Genomic DNA, 20,931 nt, shown 5'->3' on the forward strand with positions numbered 1-20,931 from the left:
AAAGTTAGGGTGCGTTTTCAGCCCCGATTCGGCCACTTAAACAAACCTTCAAATGGTATTTCCCAGAAAAATATCAGCGACGTGCATTTGGATATCAAAGAGCAAAATTTATCTTTGCAGCTAAGATATTTAGACAATAAGATAATATGAACCCCGAAGACGTTACCCGTGTAAGAAGACTCAGCCAGCGCTACGCATACGATTCCATTCAAATGCATGAAGCCATCGGCCGCAAAGCCGGGCTTTCGGGCACGGACCACAAATACCTGGGATTTCTGTTGCAAAAAGGGGAGATGACTGCGGGCGAACTGTCCACGCTCACGGGCCTGACGACCGGCGCCGTTACCGGCCTGATCGACCGTTTTGAGAAAAAAAACCTCGTGAAACGGCGGTTTGCGGAAGGTGACCGCCGCAAAGTGCTGGTGGCGCCCGAAACTGAAAACATTATGGCGCTTTTGGAACCGCTCTACCGCGAATTCCGGCGGCGGTCGGAGGAGCTCATTGCTTCGTTTTCAAAAGAGGAAGCGGCTGTTATCGAGGCCTATTTCCAGCAAGCCATTGACATCATGAACGACACAACCAACAAACTGAACAATCCATGAAAACGACAGCAGCGGACAACGCAGTAGTGACTTTGGCAACGATCGACCGCACACAGCAGGCGCTGGCGGGCGGTAAAGGCGCAAACCTCGCAGCGCTCGCACGGATCGACGGGATTCGTGTCCCGGATGGTTTCTGCATCACCACTCCGGCATTCGACCGGATCGTGCAGCAGGCGTCCATTGCCGCGCTGCTCGACGAACTGGCCAAGCTCGGAACGGGCGACGGTGCAGCCATTGCGCGCGTCAGTGCCGAAATCCGCGCCTGCATTGAAGCGACGGCCGTGCCCGCCGACATTTACGAGGCAATCGCCAGCCATGTACGGGCGCTGGGCGCGGGAGACGCCTGGGCAGTGCGGTCGAGTGCCACGGCGGAAGATTTGCCCGGGGCTTCGTTCGCGGGTCAGCAGGATAGTTATCTGAATGTCAGCGGTGTAAACTCCATTGTAAAACACGTAAGCAAATGCTGGGCATCGCTGTTTACGGAACGGGCGGTGACTTACAGGATCAGGAATGGCTTCGATCACCGGGCGGTGAGCCTCGCGGTGGTGGTACAGAAGATGGTTTTCCCGGAAGCGTCGGGCATTCTCTTTACCGCCGATCCCGTGACATCGCACCGCAAGGTAATTTCCATTGATGCCGGATTTGGTCTGGGCGAAGCGCTGGTATCGGGATTGGTGAATGCGGACCATTACCAGGTGCGCGGCGGGGAGGTGATTGATAAGAAAATAGGTTCTAAAAATCTGGCTGTATATACCGCAGCCACCGGCGGCACCGAGCACTGCGATGTCCCGCCCGGCCAGCAGGAGCAACAGGTGCTGACCGACGGGCAAATCCTGGAACTGGAACAGATCGGCCGTAGCATTGAGGCCCATTTCGGGCAACCGCAGGATATTGAATGGTGCTTGTCGGGAAATGAATTTTACATTGTCCAAAGCCGGCCGATCACCACGCTGTTTCCCGTTCCGGCGGTTGCTGATGCCGACAACCATATATATGTATCGGTAGGGCATCAGCAAATGATGACCGACGCCATGCGGCCGCTGGGGCTGTCGGTATGGCTGCTGAGTGCCGCCCGGCGCATGGAAACCGCCGGCGGCAGGCTGTTTGTGGACGTTACGCAGGATATTGCGTCGCCCGCCGGGAGGAATTTGCTGATCAATGTCCTCGGTAAATCCGACCCGCTGGTGAGGGATGCGATGACGACCATCCTGGAACGGGAAGAATTTGCTTCAAAATATAATCCCGAAACCTCACCGGCCGGGGATGGCAAGCCGCATTGGGATTACCAGGCGATTCAAGACTTTGATTCCGCGGTGGTGGCTGAGCTCATTCACCGCGCCGAAGCGTCGATAGCGGAACTGAAACGCGATATTGACGCATTGTCGGGCACGGAACTGATCGATTTCATTCTTGCGGACCTTGAAAAGGCCAAAGCGAGGGTGTCCGACCCGCAGAGTTTTCAGGTGATCATGACGGGTTTCAATGCCGCATCGTGGATTAACGAACAGATGGCCGCCTGGCTGGGGGAGAAGAATGTCGCCGACGCGCTATCACAGTCGGTGCCGCACAATGTTACTTCCGAAATGGGCCTGGCGCTGCTCGACGTGGCCGACGTGATCCGCCCATTCCCGGAGGTAATCGAATACCTGCAAAAGAACGCCGGCGACGATTTTTTGGAAAAAATGGCCACACTGAACGGCGGCACTCAGGCGCGCGAAGCGATCCAGCAGTTCCTCGACCGGTACGGAATGCGGTGCGCCGGAGAAATTGATATAACTCAAACACGCTGGGCGGAAAAGCCCGCGATCCTGATCCCGATGATCCTCGGTAATATCAAAAACCAGGAACCCGGCGCAGGCAAGCGGAAATTTGAGCAGGGCATGGAGCAGGCGAAGCGGAAAGAGGAAGAGCTGCTCGGCCGGCTGCGGCAACTGCCGGAGGGCGGGCAAAAGGTTGCCGAAACGAAGCGGATGATCGACCTGCTGCGCAACCTGGCGGGCTACCGGGAATATCCGAAATACAACATGGTGAGCCGGTATTTCGTGTACAAGCAGGCTTTGCTGCGGGAAGCGCAGCGGCTGGTGCAGGAACGGGTAATTGACCATGAAGAGGACATTTATTTCCTGGATTTTCACGAGATCCGGAATGTAATAGCCTCAAATAGAGTGGATTTTGGTCAGATTGCGGCGCGGAAGGATGCCTATGAGCTGTATCGCAAGCTGAGCCCGCCGCGCGTGATGACGTCCGAAGGCGAGATCATTACCGCGAAATACAATCGGAATAACCTCCCTGCGGATGCGCTCGCGGGCTTGCCTGTGTCTGCCGGCGTGGTGGAGGGGCGTGCGCGGGTGATCCTGAACCTGGAAGATGCGGACCTGGAAGAGGGCGATATACTGGTCACCAAATTCACCGACCCGAGCTGGACACCCCTGTTCGTGGCCGTGAAAGGCCTGGTTACCGAAGTGGGCGGCCTCATGACCCACGGGGCCGTGATCGCCCGCGAATATGGCCTGCCGGCAGTGGTAAGCGTCGAAAACGCCACCCGGCTGATCGCCGACGGGCAGCGAATCCGCGTGCACGGGACCGATGGCTACGTGGAATTTTGCTAGCGGCGGATCTTATTGCGCGATCCGCCCGGCCAGGGCCTGGTAACGCTCGTCGTTCAGCGCTCCCGAGAGCCAGTCGCGCACGATGTACCTGAAAAACAGCATCGGTGGTTCATGGTTTGCAATCGCCGACTCGAAATAGGCCACAGCCGCCTCCGTTTCACCGATCGAGCCATTTACAATGCCCATATCGTAGTTTGAAACCACGCTCGTTCGCGCGAGCGAGTCCATTTGGGTAAGTATGTCCCTGGCACTTTCCGTTTCGCCCGAAAGCCCGAAAAGCACACCGCAGGCGCTCAGCGTAATGCCGTTGTAATTCATTTCCAATGCGGTTTCCAGCGCTTCCTGGGCCGCCGGGTAGTCTTTGAGGGTGATCAGGTTGAGGCCGGTGATAAGATAGCCGCCCCAGAATGCAGGATCGAGGGAAACGAGTTTTCTGCCTTGGGCAACCGCCAGGTCGAACCGGGCTGACACCCAGTACACATAAGCCGCGTAAAAATTGTTGATCAATGAAAACGGTTCGAGCGTGAGCGACAGCGCCGCTTCCTGCTGCGCTTCGCCGGGACGATCGGTGAGGGCCAGGAACAAGGCATATTGCCCGTGCAGATCGGCGGTGTTCCAGTTTAGTTCAAGGGCCGTCCGGAAAGAGGCGGCCGCGCTTTTGAAATCCCATTCATACAGCATTTGCATGCGGGCCAGGGCGAGGTAGCTTTCGGCAATGCTAGCGTCGAGCGCGAGAGCCTGCCGGGTGGCTGCTTCCATCAGCGGAAGTGCCTTTGCAGCCGGTATGTGCCGGTAAAACCACATATTGAGGTAGCACGATGCGATGCCCGAATAAGCAATGGCATAGGAAGGATCGCTGGCCAACGCAGCCTGGAAATAGCCGATGGCCTTGTGGTACTCCTCGCTGCTGCCGAATTTGTTATGGTAAAAACGTGCCCGCAAATAGTGCTGGTAAGCCTCTTTATTGGAAGTATATCGTTTGAATGCCGCCGCAGGCTCTTCTCCGAGCAGCTCTATTTTCACAGCGCCGAGGATCGCCTGCGCGATTTCCTCCTGTACATCGAATATGTCTTCCAAATCCCTGTCATACCTCTCCGACCAGATTTCCGATCCGTCGGGCCGGACGAGCCGCGCCGTGATCACCAGTTGCTCCCCGGACGTTGCCAGGCTGCCTTCGAGGATATGGTCGGCGTGGAGCTGCGTGCTAATGGCTTGCAGGTCAGTATTTTGGTTTTTAAAAACAAAGGACGAGGTTCGCCCCGCTACCTGTAACCCGGGCACGCGGCTCAGCACATTGATGATTTCTTCGGTAACGCCGTCGCTGAAATACTCTTCCTCGGGATCGTTGCTGAGGTTGGTAAACGGGAGTACGGCAATGGATATTTGCGCGGCGCGGCCGTGGGGCTGATTTTCTTCGCTCATAACGGTAGTAATTGGACCGGCTAATGTAAAGGTTCGGTCTCACAAATGCTCAAAAATCTTGTGCAGGCGGTTTCTTCCTGATGCAAGGCCGCCGATCGGCCCTATTGCGTCAGCCTGGCGATCAGCGCTTTCCTGGTCGCGGGGTCGATGCCGAGTTGGTTGGCGATGAAGGGCTCCATGCCGCCGTAGGTCTTGTCGATCGCGTCGAATGTGGCGTTGATGAAGCGTTCGTCGACGGTGGTAAGCACTTCAATGGCTTCCCTATTCAGTTTGGGCTTGATCACGCGGCCGAGTTTGGCCTTGCCGAGCGTTTTTTCGGCCCGGTCGCGGCGATAGTAATTGGAAAGCATGTAGTCGTCGACGATCAGCTGCCTGTCCACATTGAGAACGGAAAGTATAATGGCCGAAATGATGCCTGTCCGGTCTTTGCCTGCGGAGCAATGGTACAGCACGGGCTGTTCGGAACGGAGTATCTGGTTCAGGATATCCTTTACTGCGGCGGCGTGCGCGGTTACGGCATCGGCGTAGAATCCGGCGGTCATGTCGATGGCCTGCTGCTCGGTTATCTGACCGTTGAGCACGCGCTTTTTCAGCCCGGCGATTTGTCCGGCATTGTCTTCCACCACGGGCGTGTGCAGGTAGCGGACACCCTCCGGAAGCTGGTCTTCCTTGCCTTCGATTTCATGATCGGTGCGCAAATCGAACACGGTAGTAATGCGCAGGTTGCTGAACCGGCCGTACTCGCTGGTTTTCAGTTTGGCCAAATTGTCGGACCGGTAGATCATTCCCTGGCGGACGGTTTTGCCATCCTTCGTTTGCAACCCGCCCAAATCCCTGAAATTGACGGTTTCTTCCAGCCCGATAAGCCGCCCGGCTATCGTGGCCGAATCGCCGCCGTGCGCCAGCAGATGGGCATATGCGGCACTTCCGTCATGCTCCTTCGGCACGCTCACACGGCAGGAAAACGCCACGCAGGCCAGCAAAAGGCACAACACCGGCCCCGAAGCGCGTAATGCGGGGGAATGGCCGGCGCGGTAATCTGTGTTTTTCATAAAATAGATACTGATAGGAAAGACCGGCGGGTGATCGTCTACACGGCGCCCGTTTGTAGTTACCAACAGTTTCCTCCCGCATTAGGTTTGGATAAATAGCACAAAAAACCGCCTCCGGTTTCCCGAAGACGGTTTTTTACACGCTAACCGAACAAAGCCGGGCATGGAAGGGGGGCGTAGTTTATGAATGCGGGCACCTCAGCACCAGCACCGACCGGTCGCGAACTTCGATCTCTGCCAATGCGGGCAGGTGATCGGTCTTTTCGCCCACCAGCCCTTCGTTCGTATCGATCACCACGCGCCAGCCCGCAGCGCATTCTTCCGCCGGCAGTTTGAATGTTACTGCATTTTCGGATGGATTGAAAATGATGTAAAAGTGGTCGTCCACAAGGCGCTGGCCGTCCATGTTCACGCAGCGGATTCCCAGGCCATTAAAGAACACCCCGAACGCGCCCGCATTGGCTTCGCCCCAGTTTTCGTCGGGGATCACATTGCCGTCGGGCATGAACCACATGATGTCGCGGATACCCGAGCCCTGGACCGGCATATCCTGAAACCAGCGCCGCCGTTGGAAAGAAGGGTGATCGTGACAGAAATGGATCAGTTTGCGGGTAAAATCTAGTTGCTCCTGGTCGGTATTTTCCCAATCCAGCCACGAGATTTCATTATCCTGACAATAGGCATTGTTGTTGCCCTGCTGTGTGCGGCCCCATTCGTCGCCAGCCACGATCATGGCCACACCCTGCGATAAAAACAGGCTTACCAGGAAGTTGCGTTGCTGCCGCGCCCGCAGTTCGTTAATGCCCGGGTCGTCCGTCGGGCCTTCCGCGCCGCAGTTCCACGAGCGGTTGGAATCGTCGCCGTCCGCATTGTCCTCGCCATTGGCCTCGTTGTGTTTTTCGTTGTAGCTCACCAGGTCGCGGAGCGTGAAGCCGTCGTGGGCGGTGATGAAGTTAATGCTGGCCGTCGGGCGGCGGTAGCTGTTGTGGTACAAGTCGGGGCTGCCGGTGAGTCGTTGGGCAAATGCCGTCATTTTAATTTGCTCCCCGCGCCAGAAATCCCGCATCTCGTCACGGTACAGCCCATTCCATTCGCCCCAGCCGACGGGGAACTTGCCCACCATATAGCCATCTTCATTGATATCCCACGGCTCGGCAATGAGTTTCACCTGCGAAATCACCGGGTCCTGGTGGATGATATTGAAGAACGAACTCAGGTTGTCGGTGTCGTGGAGCGTCCGGGCGAGGGCTGCTGCCAGGTCGAAACGGAAGCCGTCGACGTGCATTTGCGTGATCCAGTAGCGGAGGCTGTCCATGATCAATGCGAGCACGTTCGGAAGCCTCACATTCAATGTGTTACCAGTGCCTGTGTAGTCCATGTAGTAGCGCTTGTCCTCTTCGGTCAGCCGGTAGTAGGACGCATTGTCGAATCCTTTGAAAGACAGGGTAGGGCCCATGTGATTGCCTTCGGCGGTGTGGTTGTACACTACATCCAAAATCACCTCGATGCCCGCCTTGTGCAGTTCCTTCACCATTTGTTTAAACTCGCTGACCTGCTCCCCGGGCTCGTTGCAATGGCAATAGCGCGGGTCGGGCGCGAAGAAACCGAGCGTGTTGTAGCCCCAGTAATTAGTCAATCCCTTTTCTACCAGGTGCCGGTCGGCCACAAAATGATGCACCGGCAATAGTTCGATTGCCGTAATGCCCAGGTTTTTCAGGTATTCGATGGAAGCGGGGTGGGCCAGGCCGGCATAAGTGCCGCGGAGTTCTTCGGGGATCTGGTTATTCAGTTGGGAAAAACCCTTGACATGCGCTTCATAGATGATCGTCTGGTGGTAAGGACGGTCGAGGCGCTGGTCACCTTCCCAATCGAAAGCCTCATCCACGACCACCGACTTGGGCATGAACGGCGCGCTGTCGCGTTCATCAAAGCTGAGGTCCTCCTCCGGGTCGCCCACGCGGTAGGCGAAAAGCGAATCGTCCCAGTCGAGATTACCGCTCAATGCCTTCGCATAAGGGTCTACCAGCAGCTTTGCGGGATTGAACCGGTGGCCGTTGCCGGGCTCGTACGGGCCATACACGCGGTAGCCGTACAGTTGGCCGGGTTTGAGCCCGGGGATGTACACGTGCCACACGTGGTGGGTAACTTCTTCAATTTTTACTTTGGCATACTCTTCACCTTCTTCGCTGAACAGGCAGAGTTCGATCCCCTGTGCATTCTCCGAAAAAACGGCAAAGTTGATGCCCTCGCCGTCCCATTGTGCGCCGAGCGGGTAAGGTCTGCCGGGAAGTGCTTTCAGGTCAGGCTGCTCGGCAGGGTTTTCGATCTGGTTTTCAATATGTTGATCCATGTTGAGATTTTAGTGTGAACGCATTTTTTCTTCGGGTAAGCATAAGCTTTTTATCATCAATCGGATTCAGGGTATCTTGTGCCGGAACGTGGATTTGCATGCCTTCCACATCAATGGCCCCGGACAGGCGCGAAAGCCTTCCGGCCTGTATCGTGGGAAAATGGAAGTGGTTCAGCCGGCCGGGCGTCGACTGCTCGGAGATCGATCACCTGCTCGTCCGACGCGATCACCGAGTCGAGCGTCAGGCCCTGTGCCCGCAAATGGGTGTCGAGGGCGGTATCGATGCTAATGCTGGTGAGCAAATTCTGGTCGCCTTCCCCGCGCCGCGGGTCCACGTTGGTCTGGTGGATCAGTTCGCGGATGGTCGAAATCCCGTCGCCGAACACAGATGCCGGTGTACGTTTGGCCGCGGCTTTCAGCCCGGTGGCCTTTGCAAACTCGGCATGGCCATTTGCAGCCGTTCATAAAATCCGTCAATGCGGTGGGTAGGTAACTCTTCAAATTCGCCCAGGTCCAGCGTTGCGACCACTAATTTGTACTTGCGGGTTGACCAGACATTTGGTCCGCGCATACAGCGTATTTCTACTATTTCCATCGTGCGTTTGCTCTTGGAGCATTTTGTAAACCGCGTTTTTTGATTGAGCGGGTAAAAAGTCGGATCAGCATAATAATAATTGTACCAACAGCTGCCCGGTGCGGATTGCCGTGATGCCGGGCGTGTCGGGAAATTTGGGTTTTATCAATATGTATTTGAATGATAAGCAGTTAGTATGCGACGTATGGTTTAGGCTATTCCCCAAACCGCAGGTCAATTGAGGAAGTGTTTACACGGACTCACCGCCCGCAGCTGCCTTACGGACCTGGGTGGTACGGGCTGCCTTATCGCCGTGGACCGGCTGGGGAACACGGAAATGACCGCCAACTGCGCGACCATGCCGAGGGGATGGAAAAGCAATGATGGCCGGCAGGGCGCGGCCATCAGGATGTGAACAGGCAGCCGGTCATACCTCGCGCCCCGGATCGGCCACGTGGCCCGCAGACTGCTCGTGCGACGGATGCTTGGAGGTAAGCAACCCGGCAGAAACTTCGAAAAGCCCCATGATCAGCTGAGGCAGAAAAACCTCATCGGCAAAGCCGAACAGCCACGGCGATGAAGCCAGGAATGCCCCCGAAAATACGTCGATGGTTAAATGCACGCGCATAGGAATGCTGCGCACCATCCCACCTTCATAATCGGTAAAAAGCGACAGCAGCAGGGCGGTAAGGCCCACAATGATCATGATCCAGGTGGCGGGAACCGATTCCTTGAAACCGAAGATCCAGGGAGACGCCATGAAAAAGAAGCCGGCGAGATAGTCGATCCGTGCGTGAGTCCTTGTGTTGATGATTTTCATTTTGACTAAAAATTTGAGGTACAAGAAAATTTGCGCCGCCCCTTCAAAAGCTGTTCCAGCGCACGGACGCCAAAGCAACTGGTCGGGGAGCGCTGCTGGCACGATTATTAGAGATCGCCCGGCGCACGGCGGTGATTCCGCTCTGCAAGCTGTCCCATAACAGTCCTAAGGTGATTTGATGTTGGAGTTCGTTTCAGAAATGGACAGGCTCCGGGCACTACCCGGAGCCTGTTTTGTTTTAGCGCCAATCCTTCTTCCGTACCAGTTTGTATATATTTGGGCACTTAAACAGCATTTAGATTCAGATTTTTTATGAAGAGATTGTGTATTGTACTGTTCCTGTTGACATTATACCAAACTGTAAATGCCCAGCGTGCGGTCGTCCGCGGCGATTTCGCCGACCCGTCGGTGATCAAGGTGGGCGATACTTACTATTCCGCCGCAACCAGCTCCAACTGGGCGCCTGCATTCCCGCTGATGAAATCGAAGGACCTTCGGAACTGGGAACAGATCGGCGCCATTTTTCCCGACCTCACCACCTGGGCCGATTACTACTACTGGGCACCCGAACTGAATTACGATAATGGAAAGGTGTACGTGTATTACACTGCGCACAAAAAAGGCGGCAACCTGTGCGTCGGCGTTGCCAGTGCCGATCGGCCGGAAGGCCCTTACAAAGACCACGGCCCGCTGGTATGCGAGGCAGCAGGCTCTATCGACGGCTTCCCCATGCGCGACGAGCAGGGCAAGTTGCACCTGATCTGGAAGGAGGACGGCAACAGCATCGGAAAGCCGACGCCGATCTGGATACAGCCGATGAATGAAGAACGGACCGCGCTGACCGGCGAAAAAAAGGAGCTTTTCCGCAACGACGCGCCCTGGGAAGCTAATCTCGTGGAAGGTGTGGCTGTGGTGAAAAACAATGGCTATTTCTTCGCGATTTACGCGGCTGCGGGCTGCTGCGGACCTGGCTGCACCTATGCAACGGGCGTTGCACGCGCGAAAAACCTGCTGGGGCCGTGGGAGAAGTTTGCCAGCAACCCGATCCTCACCGCCGAGGGCGATTGGATGTGCCCCGGCCACGGAACCGCGGTAACGCACAATGGCAAAAATTACCTGATGTACCACGCCTACGACAAGGCATCCAACAAATACACAGGCCGGCAGGCGCTCATCCGGGGCTTCGAGTTCACGCCCGACAACTGGCTCCGCTTCACCAACGAATACATTACCCCCGCCGACACCCGCACCGCCTACACCGTCAGCGATCGTTTCGATAAGCCGGAACTGGACGTGCAATGGAGCTGGTCGGTGTTCAATAAACCATCCGTGCAGATCGGCAACGGCCAGTTAGGCATTAAGCTGAAAAACGAGCGGGAAGTATTTATCGCCCGGAAAATCGACAGCCCTGCGCACGAAACCACGGTGGAAATTATCCCAGCGCGAGCCGCCCTGGCCGGCGTAGGGCTCATCGGCGACGACCAAAACCTGATTTATGCTGCCGCCACGCAGGATAGCATCCAGGTTGCAATGCTCAAAAAGGGCGTCAGCAGCAGCCTGGGCAAGTTTCCCCTGGCGGCCAAAGGGAAGCGTGTGTTTTTGAAAATGCTGGTTAAAAACAATACTGCCATCAGTTTCCAGTACAGCCTGAACGGAAAGACATTTATTTCCCTGAACATCCCGGCTACGGATATCAGCTATCTCCCGCCATGGGACCGCGCCGTGCGTGCGGGCATCATTGCCAAAGGGCGGGCGGGAGATGAAGCAACAGTGGAAGGATTTGTATTTCAAAGCAAATAATCACTTGCCTTCCGTCACTTGCCGGATCACGCGCAGCCAGTTCAGACCAAGGATCTTTTTGATCCGCTGATCGCTGTAACCGAGTTTTTGCAGCGCGATGGTGATCTGCGGATAGTCGCTGATGTCTTTGATTTCGCGGGGCAGCTCGGGGCCGCCGTCCAGGTCGGAGCCGAGGGCGATATGATCCTCGCCGACCAATTTTACGCCGTAGTCGATCACGCGCGCGAGCTGGTCCACGTGCATCCAGTACTCATCGGGAATGGTCCCGTTGAATGTGAATGGCAGCTCGCGTGCAAATTCTTTATCCACATCCTCAATGCTTTGCGTGGTAACCTGCGAGCTCAGTATCCGCGGCGTTTTGGGCTGCGGATCGGGCTGGACCTTTACCGGATTGTTCGGCTTCTGCCACGCCCAGTATTTGGGGTTATTGAAAAGGCTGCCGAAATGGACGCCTATCACGCCTCCCTTGGCCGCAATGGCTTTGGCCGCTTCGTCGGAAATGCAGCGCGGGTGGTCCACAATGCTGTAAAAACCGCCGTGGCTGTATATGACCGGATGCCGGCTGGCCGCTACCGATTGCAAAATGGCGTCGTTGGAAGCGTGGGCCACATTAATCACCATTCCCAGCCGGTTCATTTCGCGGATCACCGCCTTGCCGTGCTCGTTGATACCGCCCCAGGTGTATACATCATTGCAGGCATCTATGAATGCATTGGTGGTACTGTGGGCGGTGAGCTGCATGGAGCGCAGGCCGAGCTTGTACAGTGCGCGCAGCAGGTCGAGGTCGCCGTGGAGGTCGTAGCCGCCTTCCAGATCGAGGAACGCCGCCATTTTGCCCTTTTTGTTAATCCTCTCAATGTCCGAAGCCGTAAGCGCGAGCTCGATCACCGCATTATTTTTCCTGATCTGGTCCAATGCGAGGTTGACGACGCGGAAGGTATTCTTTGTTTCAAATCTGCCCGGATAGTAATTCTCGGGCGTATACACCGAAAAAAACATCGCATCCAGGCCGCCCTCGCGCGCCCGGGGCAGGTCCACCGTCCCGTCCGGGTAGCGCTGGCCGATGTCGCTTTTCAGGATCAGTTCGCGGCTCATGACGTGCGTATGCCCGTCCATGACGAATGCATTGCGGTGCAACGCGGGCATGGGTTTGTCCGGTGCCGCCTTGTGGGCGTGATGTGGAATGAACGATTGTATGGGTAAAACACTTCCGGCTGCCGGAAGGATGGCCAAGCGCTTAATAACGTCTCTGCGTTTCATGATTTGATTGATTCACTAAATATTTGATTCTGATGCCGCTATTCGGCAAATCCGCGCATATAAGGGACATTGGGCGGTCGTTCTCCCTTGCTGAATTGCGGCCCGCGCGCGGAGCGGTAGGTCATGTTCATAAACGGCGTTTCAATGCGGCGCCCGACGGCCGAATATCGTCCGTTTTCCCAGTTGGATTCCATATTGTAGGCCACAATGCCCGTCGACAGCAGCAACCGCTCCGCCTCGAAAGGCTCTTTTCCGGTGACCATCATCTCGGTAATCCAATGCGGCTGGGAGTTGGAGGCGTGGTATTGTGCAAACGGGCCCGGCCAGCCGAGCATGGAAATCACCGTCGGTTTTTGCTGGCCTTCGATCTCGCCGGCGTAAGTCCAGCCGACACCCTGGGCTGAAAATACCGCCGCCTTAGTGCCGTCATTGTATTCTACGATGCAGACATTGGGCCTTTCGATCGCCTGGAAGTGCCCCGGTTTGAGATCAAAGCTAGTGCGTACCGATTCGAGCAGCCTCGCCGCCCAGGGATTGCTCTCCGTCCATTTCCAGGTTTCGGGCCCGCGGATGCATTGCACGGACCTGACGCCCGTTTCACCGCCTTTTCGGCGCTCGACGAAGGCTTGGAGTACGTCCACGCAATGGAAAAGTGCGCCCTCGTCGGAAGCGCCTCCCACGACGATCGATGTTTTGATGGGCGTTTCCGTATCGATCTCGATTTCGGGTTTGCGGAAATAGGTTGGTATGGAGGAGCCGCCGGTTAAAGCAAACCCGAGCTCGCGGGATTTATCGAACATCCATTTGGCTTCGTCCCAGTTGTAGGAAAGATGTTTGTCGTTGAAAACCGGCACGGAACGCTTGCTTTGTTCAAATACGCGCACTACCTGCTGGTAAAGCCACCAGCGCGGCAGCATCCATTGTCCTTTGAGGTTGGTAGGATATTCCCCATGTTCGCCTACGATCACTACGCCGTCCACCGCAAGCTCCTTGCCGCCCAGCGTCACAGCCTCGCCCACAGTTTTGAAAATCGGAATGTTCTTCGATTTGCATATTTTCTGGCCCAGGCCGCTTGTATCGAACTGATGAATGTAAACCGAGGCAACTTCCACGCGTGAGGGCATGTGTGCGCCTTGCCACCAGTAGCCGTCAAGCAGCTTGGTTACGATCCAGTCGGCATGCGACCGGGTGGCGCCCCAGTAGGTCACCAGGCAAGCAATGCGGGGCTTTTTGGGTGCGGGCGGCGGAACGGGGCCGGGCGCGAAGCCGGTCAATGCCGCCAAACCGGCCATGCCGGTCACCCCGATCATCTGGCGACGGGTCAGGGGAGAATCTTGGGAATTGGACATTACTAGTTCAGGATTGAAGGTGTTTAGGAATGATCTCGGACGAGCCGGAAGCGATATCAGGTTCATAAGGACGCAATGCGGGCGGGTTACTGATAAATGCCCCCTTTTATTGGCGCAAACACACCCCGTATAGTTATCTTCCGTTAGCGAGATTTGCATCGTAACAAAAACCAATACACTCATGAACAAGCAGATTCTCAACATCCTGGTACTCGCGGTAGCCTTATTCGCAGTATCCTGTCAGCAAAAACCCAAGGAAGAACAAAACGAGGCCTCCGGCGCAAAGGGTACAACCGCCGGCACTCCCGCCAAGCCGTCGCAAAGCGGCTATGCGGAGGTAAACGGTTTGAAAATGTATTACGAAGTTTATGGAAAGGGCAAGCCGATCGTGCTCGTCCATGGCTCGTTCATGAACATCCCGTCCAACTGGGCCCACATCATCCCGATGCTGGGCGACAGGCAGGTGATCGTCGCGGAAATGCAGGCGCATGGCCGCACCCGCGACATTGCCCGCCCGCTGAGCTATGAGGGCATGGCCGACGATGTTTCGGGCCTGCTCAAACACCTGCGCGTGGACAGTGCCGATATACTTGGTTACAGCATGGGCGGCGGCGTCGCTTTCCAGCTCGCCATTCGCCATCCCGAGCAGGTGCGCAGGCTTGTGATCCTTTCGGGGACCTATGCCCACGACGGCTGGTGGCCCGACGCCGAGGCTAGTTTCTCGACCATCACCGCGGATATGTTCAAAGGCACACCGATCCAGACGCAATTCGACAGCCTGGGCAACGATCCAGCCAAATTTCCCGATTTTATTAAAAAGGTGATTAGTATTGATTTGAAACCTTATGACTGGTCGAAAGACGCCAAAAACATTAAGGTACCGTTGTTCATGGCTATCGGCGATGCCGACGGCGTCCGGTATGAGCACGCACTGGAACTCTTTCGTGCCAAAGGCGGCGGAAAAATGGGTGAAATGCATGGGTTGCCCAAATCGCGGCTTGCTATTCTGCCCGGCACCACGCACATTGGCATGATACAGCGGACCGACTGGCTCGTGCCGATGGTCACCGATTTTCTGGATTCGGATCTCAATCCAACGCCGCCGATGATGTAATGTATGCGCCGGATGCGGTGACCCATTTCTTAAAACATTAGTCCATGCAACACGGACATGCCGCGGGCCGACGTTAGATACAACGCGGCCCGCGACTTTTACGGCTATATTACTTTTGAAACATTATGCAGATACTTCCAGCAGCCACCTACCTCGGCGATAGCCTTACCACCCGCCGGGCGAACGGAATCCTGACGAGCGTAACGAGCTATTCGGAAGTAAATCTTCCCAACGTATCGCTGCACGCGCATGAAAATGCCCACGTGACCACGCTGCTCGCGGGCGCTACCCTCGAAAAACGGCAACGCAGCGAATGTTACCGGCAGGCTGGGCAGGCGGTGTTTTTCCACGCCGGCGAACCGCATCAGAACAGCAACACACTGCCGGGCTCGCGCAATTTTAATATTGAGTTTACCACCGATTTTTTCCAAACCTATCACCTCGACCCGTCCGATATCGCCGGCGCTGTGAGCAATAACCCGCTCGCCGCACTGGTTTTTGTGAATGCCTACCGCGAGTCGTTGCATAACGATCCGATGGCCAACGATTCGGTTGCGATGGCCATTCTCAGCCTGCTCGATACGCGGACGAATGCCGGCAACCGTCCGCCCAAATGGGTCGGGCAGGTGACCGAGTTGCTTCATGACCGATGGAACGAGCAGGTGGGATTGGAGGAACTTTCAAAGGAAACCGGCGTGCATTCGGTAACCATCTCGAAGCACTTTCGGAGGTATTTCGCGTGTTCGCTGAGCGAATACATGCGAAAACTTAAAGTATTAAATGCGCTTAGCCTGATCAAAAACACGTCCAATCAGCTCACGCACATTGCCTACGAGGCCGGATTTGCCGATCAGTCGCATTTCACGAGGGTGTTTAAGGAGGTTACCGGCTTTTTACCCAAACAATACCGGAATGTGTAGCAGGCTAATCTGATACAATTTTTAGTGGTTGATATGCGGGAGCTTTGTCCTGTAAACTAAAATCAACCCAGCATGATATCAGCGATTCAGTCAGCCCGCCTCGGCCTGCGTACATTTCTTTTCCTTCTCGGCCTGCAATGCGCATTGGCCCAGGCGCCGTCAACCGGCGAAATCGACGTGGCCATTGCCAGTATGGCCCGAAGCATTGATACCGCCTATGTTTTCCCCGAAAAAGGGAAGCAGATAGCCGAGCATCTCACAGCGGAACACCGCCAGGGTAAGTTTTCCGGTGCCAAAAGCTGGAAGGAACTGGCCGATTCGGTTACGAAAAACCTGAAAGCATTCGCCCGCGACGGGCATTTGTATGTGGGCTACGACCCCAAGACCGTGGAGGCGCTGCAAAAACCTCCCGGCGCCGATAAGACAAATATGGAAGAAGGACACAACTCTTTTTTTGAAGGAAAAGATGTGGCGGCACGGAATTTCGGCTTTCAGGAGGTGAAAATATTGGAAGGGAATGTCGGGTATATCCGGATTTCGGAGATCAATATTTCGAGCGGGAGCCTGCCGGTGCTATTTGCCGCAATGCGTTTTGTAGCCAATACCCGCGCGCTGGTGATCGACCTGCAAAACAACGGGGGAGGCGGCAGCAATGTGGGCAATGTCATGGAGAGTTTTTTTCTTCCGAAAGAGACCCCTTTGCTGGATTTCAAAACGAGGAACGGCAGCAGCCAAATGGAAAAAACGGTGGCCTGGCTGCTCGAACCGCGGTATGAAAAGCCCCTGTTTGTGCTGGTAAACCGCGGCACGGCGTCGGCCGCCGAAGCCTTTGCATTTGCGCTGCAAAAGCATGGCCGGGCGAAGGTAGTCGGGCAGCAGTCGGCCGGCGGGGCGTTTATGAACTCGTGGTACCCGGTAAACCAGCACCTCTATATTTCCGTCTCAACAGGCGCGCCTACATGGCCGGGCACGAATCTCACCTGGGAAACAACCGGCGTCCAGCCCGACCACACCGTGCAGCAGGGCGGCGAACTGGCCGCCGTGGCGGAATTGCTGAGGTGAATGCTACTCAGGGTACTTTGGCATCGGTAACTGTCAGGATTCCCTGCATTACCCGCCAATGCCCCGGGAAGGAGCAGATGAACGGGTACTCGCCCGGCTCGGCGGGTGCTTTGAATTCCAGCCGGAAGCTCTTGCCCGCATTTACAAGCGGTGTCGCGAAGAGCACGTCGGGTGTGGCAGGTACGAAGTTTCGCTCGAAGCCGTCTTTTAAAGTCGCCATGGCGTCGGCTGCTTCGCCTACTTTTTCGGCAGTGCCTGGCTTCACGATCACGACATTATGGGGCATGAGATCGGGGTTTTCGAACACCAGCGTTACGGCCCTGCCAGCCGGGACGGTGAGCGCTTTTTTGTCAAAAGCCATTTTAGCCTCCACAGCCACGAGCCGGACCTCGATCGTTCCCATGCTTTCGAGAAGGGCCAGCACCTCCTTCCTGTTCTTCTCCGGCACGGCATTCAGCATGCCTTTCATCGTGGTGACGGCCTTTGCAAATGCCTTTGAATTTTGCACGGATGCCGGCACATCTTTCAACGACGCCACCAGTGCTTTGGCCGGCTGCGTTTTGGCTTCATTCTCTATCGTCATTTTCAGAAGCAAAGGATAGGCAATTTCCGGCGCGCGTGGCGCGAGTTGCCGTACTTGCCGGAAAAATGATGCTTTCAAGTCCGCATCGGGTAGCATTGAAATGCCGGTTAAGTAGGCGGCTGTTTTTCCTTCCGCAGTTTTTTCCAGCGATTGCACCGGCTGACGGGCGGAAATTAATGCGGCAAAACCGGTCGCTTGCATGATCAGGCTCGTGTCGGCGTGAACGAGCCGTGTCAGTTCAGCCTGGTTCTGCTTTAATTCCGATGGGCCCGAGGCGAGCAGGAGCTTGATCAGTTCCTGCTGGGCCGGGCTTTGCCGGTTGGGTTTTCTGCTTTGCTCTTCCTCACGAATGGCGGTCAGGAGCACATTAACCTTGCCGGTATGCTGCATTTTGGCGAGGCGGCTGAGGGCTTCCGTTTTTTTGGCGGCATCCGTGTCCGGTCGGGCGAGTAGGGCCGTGAGCACGTCCGCAGTTTGCGGAAAGGCGGCGAGCTCACCGGCATTGGCAAGTTTAAGCAGGTAGCGCCGGGCTTGTTTGGTATTGTTTCCAAAGGTCTGCCCCTTCTTCATTCCCGAGAGCCAGATCGGTTTCAGGAAACGGAAAGTTTCGTGCATGGCGTAATCCATGTAATAGTCGCCTGGATATTGGAAGATATCCGTAGCCGCGGCAACGGCCGCTTCCGAATTGAAAAAGCTAAGGGCTACCATCGCCTCAATGCGCACGCGGGGCGATTCGTCGTTCAGCCGGGCACGCATCAGTTCCAGTGCGCCGGGAACGCGGTCGCGCCAGTAGCGCAGCACTTTCGTGGCCGCCGCGCGCGCCTGCGGTTCTTTGGTATGGAGCAACGTTTTCAAAATGGCCGGCTCGGGCGCATTGAAATCCTGGTAGAGCCATAAGCCTTCGAGCAGATGATGCTCATATTGCGGATCGTTCTTGTCCAGCGCGGCTACCCATTTTTTCAGCTCCTGCAGTACTTCCGCATCCGGCTTTTCACGGATTTGCGCACGCGAGCGGTACCTGAAACGGTCCTCGTAAGCTTTGAGATTATCCAGCAGCTGCGGCACCGTTTGCCGCGATACGTCGACTACTTTCAGCGCCGGTTTGCCCTTGTAGGTAATGCGCCACACGCGGCCGTGCGATTTGTCGCGGGCAGGGTCGCGCGGCGGGTTTTCGCCGTGCGAGATCAGCGGATTGTACCAATCGACAATGTATAATCCACCATCGGGGCCGAACTCAATGTCGATCGGGCGGAAATTCGGGTCTTCCGATTGCAGGATCGCCTCCACTTCCTTGCTGCCGATGCCCGAGCCGTGCGGGATGATCCGGTGCTGCTTGGTACCCTGGAAGCCGATGTTGTTGTTGACGAGGAAATTGCCTTGTACATCATCCGGAAATTGCCTGCTCGAAACGATTTCGATACCTGCCGTGGGCCTGACGCGCGTTTCGGTGAACATGTCAATGCGCGGATGTTTGTCGGGATAGGTGACGTTGCCGGTCATGGGCGGGGCAAAATAGTTGGAGCCGTCGGACGCGTCGCCGATGAGGTGCATGCCCCATTTATCAAAAATACTTCCCCAGGGATTGTAATAAGGATACGAAATGTAATGCGTCAGCTTCGCCGTGCGCGGCTCGTAGCGGTACGTTGCGCCCGCATAGGAGCGAATGGGGCCGTAGGGCGTTTCTACCTGCGTGTTCAGAAACGTGCCCTCATTAAAATACAATGCACCATCCTGCCCGAAGGTGAATGCGTGTGTGGCGTGGTGGCTATCTTCCGAGCCGAAACCGGTTAGTACTACTTCCCGGACATCGGCTTTGCCGTCGCCGTCGGTGTCTTTCAAGAAGAGAATGTCCGGCTCCTGCGACACGTAAACGCCGCCGTCGCCAAATTCGAAACCCAGCGGGAGATAAAGGTCGTCGGCAAAAACGGTGTGTTTGTCGGCCTTACCGTCGGCGTCGGTGTCTTCCAGGATCACAATTTTGTCGTGCACCGGAATTCCGGGAAAGTACTGCGGGTAGGTAGGCATCGTCGCGACCCAGAGGCGTCCACGGGCGTCGAAGTTCATCGCAACGGGTTTTTCGATCGGGAAATCCTGCTCGGACGCGAACAGGTTGATCTGATAGCCCTCGGGTAATTTGAACCTATCGGTCGTGGCGGGCCACATTTTTTCGTGATGGGCGTGTGCGGCTGCTTTGGCTGATTCGCCTTGCCGGCCGGTCATCGGGACGTTGGGTGTGAGCGTGGGGTCCGCCGGTTTTCCACGCCGGTCCACGATGTCGATGGCCTTGGGAAATGCCGCGACGTCGTTGCTTTTGCCCATTTCCCAAATCACCGAGTCGAGCGAAGCCGTCATCTGGTTCAGCTTCCGGAGCTCTGGCGGGAATGCGATCACCCCGAAAGGCTCTCTTCGGCGGCCGTAAATGTATTCCCCATTCACCGCCCGCCAGCGGTAAGAGAAGTGGTCGTCTTTCATTTTCACAACCGACAGCAGCTTCCGGCTGTTGTCGCTGTTCCAATCGGGCATTTTTCCAAAACCCAGCGACTGCGCCATCCACCCGGCCGCCTCCTTGTAGCCTGCGTCCGTCAAATGAATGCCGTTGATGGTCAGCTTTTGTCCGCCTTTTTGCATTCTGTCGCGGGAAGGTGTGAACAAGTCTATGAAAGACAGCCCTTTCGCGGAGGCGGTTTTCTGCATTGTTTCGGTGTACAATTCCAGGTCCCTGTTGTGCTCCGCGGGGTTGGGAAAATGCCCGCCGAGCGCCTCATGTGCGATGGGCGACACCAGCACGAGGGTAGGGGCCGACATTCCGTTGTAGCGGTTGTTTTGCAGGTTTTGAATAAATGCTCGCAGGTCTTTTTCGAACTGCGGCAGGCCCGCAGCGCCTTTAAAGGCCTCATTCATCCCGAAACAGAGGAAGATAATGTCCGCCTGCTGATCGTACAGGTCCTGGTTGAGGCCTTCGAAATTCAGCGCGACGGGCATCACGATCCGCTCGCCTTCGTGCGTGAAGCCCTGGAATTTTACCTCTTTCTGCCCCTCGGTAAGCCGCTTCGTTTTTTCTCCAAAACCGGGGAAATTCAGCGGCCGTGGCTGCAAGCCCACTTCATCGCCGCTCCACCCCATATTCCGCAGGGTGAGCTCCCCGCCGGGGAAGTTCTTTTGAAGTAAGGTTTCGAAATAGCCGTAGTGACGCATCCGGTCGGCGAATGTGTTGCCCAGCAGGATGATGCGGTCGCCTTTTTTGGGGGCAAAGCCCGGGTTAGGCGCCTGTCCGCTGGAAGGGTTTATCCAAACGACCGACAACATGACGGCGAGGAAGATGTGCTGCAATGTGGACTTGTTCATTGGAGCTGCGATAAAGTCTTGGTTGCTCAACGAAGTCACCACGTGAAGATTTCTACTCGGAAGGCAACC

At 56.1% G+C, this 20,931-nt stretch carries 15 protein-coding genes; 7 read left to right on the forward strand and 8 right to left on the reverse strand.

Annotation, left to right across the window (positions count from 1 at the left end; genetic code table 11):
• The first annotated feature begins 146 nt into the window (after positions 1–146).
• Together DFER_RS03185 and rph are read left to right on the forward strand one after the other, a co-directional pair.
• The gene (locus tag DFER_RS03185; protein ID WP_015810163.1) at positions 147–602 is read left to right on the forward strand and encodes a MarR family winged helix-turn-helix transcriptional regulator; all 456 of its coding nucleotides are present in this window, start codon (positions 147–149) and stop codon (positions 600–602) included.
• On the forward strand, positions 599–3,211 hold the full coding sequence (gene rph / locus DFER_RS03190) for a rifamycin-inactivating phosphotransferase (protein WP_015810164.1): 2,613 nt from the start codon (positions 599–601) through the stop codon (positions 3,209–3,211). Before DFER_RS03185 ends, rph begins: the two co-directional genes overlap by 4 nt.
• Before the next feature lie 9 nt (positions 3,212–3,220).
• Here rph and DFER_RS03195 read toward each other — a convergent pair whose 3' ends face one another.
• The 4 genes from DFER_RS03195 to DFER_RS03210 all read right to left on the reverse strand — a co-directional run bounded on the left by DFER_RS03195 (position 3,221) and on the right by DFER_RS03210 (position 8,421).
• Complete coding sequence (locus DFER_RS03195; RefSeq protein ID WP_015810165.1) at positions 3,221–4,633, reverse strand: FlgO family outer membrane protein; 1,413 nt, start codon at positions 4,631–4,633, stop codon at positions 3,221–3,223.
• Positions 4,634–4,734: 101 nt separating this feature from the next.
• The gene (locus DFER_RS03200) at positions 4,735–5,685 is read right to left on the reverse strand and encodes a tyrosine-protein phosphatase (RefSeq protein ID WP_015810166.1); all 951 of its coding nucleotides are present in this window, start codon (positions 5,683–5,685) and stop codon (positions 4,735–4,737) included.
• Between the two features lie 181 nt (positions 5,686–5,866).
• Entirely contained in the window at positions 5,867–8,035 is a 2,169-nt protein-coding gene (gene glgX, locus DFER_RS03205; RefSeq protein WP_015810167.1) for a glycogen debranching protein GlgX, read from the reverse strand.
• Positions 8,036–8,145: 110 nt separating this feature from the next.
• On the reverse strand, positions 8,146–8,421 hold the full coding sequence (locus tag DFER_RS03210; protein WP_041734696.1) for a hypothetical protein: 276 nt from the start codon (positions 8,419–8,421) through the stop codon (positions 8,146–8,148).
• Positions 8,422–8,847: 426 nt separating this feature from the next.
• Between DFER_RS03210 and DFER_RS30025 the strand changes: the two genes are divergently transcribed.
• Entirely contained in the window at positions 8,848–9,024 is a 177-nt protein-coding gene (locus DFER_RS30025; RefSeq protein WP_187293424.1) for a hypothetical protein, read from the forward strand.
• Positions 9,025–9,036: 12 nt separating this feature from the next.
• Here DFER_RS30025 and DFER_RS03215 read toward each other — a convergent pair whose 3' ends face one another.
• Positions 9,037–9,429, reverse strand: a complete 393-nt coding sequence (locus tag DFER_RS03215) for an SPW repeat protein (protein WP_015810168.1) — start codon at positions 9,427–9,429, stop codon at positions 9,037–9,039.
• Positions 9,430–9,741: 312 nt separating this feature from the next.
• Between DFER_RS03215 and DFER_RS03220 the strand changes: the two genes are divergently transcribed.
• Positions 9,742–11,229, forward strand: a complete 1,488-nt coding sequence (locus DFER_RS03220) for a family 43 glycosylhydrolase (protein ID WP_015810169.1) — start codon at positions 9,742–9,744, stop codon at positions 11,227–11,229.
• On the opposite strand, the gene DFER_RS03225 is transcribed toward DFER_RS03220, so the two are convergent.
• On the reverse strand, positions 11,230–12,489 hold the full coding sequence (locus DFER_RS03225) for a dipeptidase (protein WP_015810170.1): 1,260 nt from the start codon (positions 12,487–12,489) through the stop codon (positions 11,230–11,232). It abuts the gene before it with no gap.
• 38 nt (positions 12,490–12,527) lie between these two features.
• On the reverse strand, positions 12,528–13,838 hold the full coding sequence (locus DFER_RS03230) for a hypothetical protein (protein ID WP_015810171.1): 1,311 nt from the start codon (positions 13,836–13,838) through the stop codon (positions 12,528–12,530).
• 181 nt (positions 13,839–14,019) lie between these two features.
• Here DFER_RS03230 and DFER_RS03235 point away from each other — a divergent pair, with 181 nt between their 5' ends.
• The 3 genes from DFER_RS03235 to DFER_RS03245 all read left to right on the forward strand — a co-directional run bounded on the left by DFER_RS03235 (position 14,020) and on the right by DFER_RS03245 (position 16,934).
• Complete coding sequence (locus tag DFER_RS03235) at positions 14,020–14,952, forward strand: alpha/beta fold hydrolase (protein ID WP_015810172.1); 933 nt, start codon at positions 14,020–14,022, stop codon at positions 14,950–14,952.
• Between the two features lie 125 nt (positions 14,953–15,077).
• Entirely contained in the window at positions 15,078–15,872 is a 795-nt protein-coding gene (locus DFER_RS03240; protein ID WP_015810173.1) for a helix-turn-helix domain-containing protein, read from the forward strand.
• Positions 15,873–15,944: 72 nt separating this feature from the next.
• Positions 15,945–16,934 carry a S41 family peptidase gene (locus DFER_RS03245; protein ID WP_015810174.1) on the forward strand — a complete coding sequence of 330 codons (990 nt, stop codon included), beginning with the start codon at positions 15,945–15,947 and terminating at the stop codon, positions 16,932–16,934.
• A gap of 7 nt (positions 16,935–16,941) precedes the next feature.
• On the opposite strand, the gene DFER_RS03250 is transcribed toward DFER_RS03245, so the two are convergent.
• Entirely contained in the window at positions 16,942–20,862 is a 3,921-nt protein-coding gene (locus tag DFER_RS03250; protein WP_015810175.1) for a PVC-type heme-binding CxxCH protein, read from the reverse strand.
• Positions 20,863–20,931: the final 69 nt, after the last annotated feature.

Source organism: Dyadobacter fermentans DSM 18053 (genome assembly GCF_000023125.1).
Taxonomy (GTDB): Bacteria; Bacteroidota; Bacteroidia; order Cytophagales; family Spirosomataceae; genus Dyadobacter; species Dyadobacter fermentans.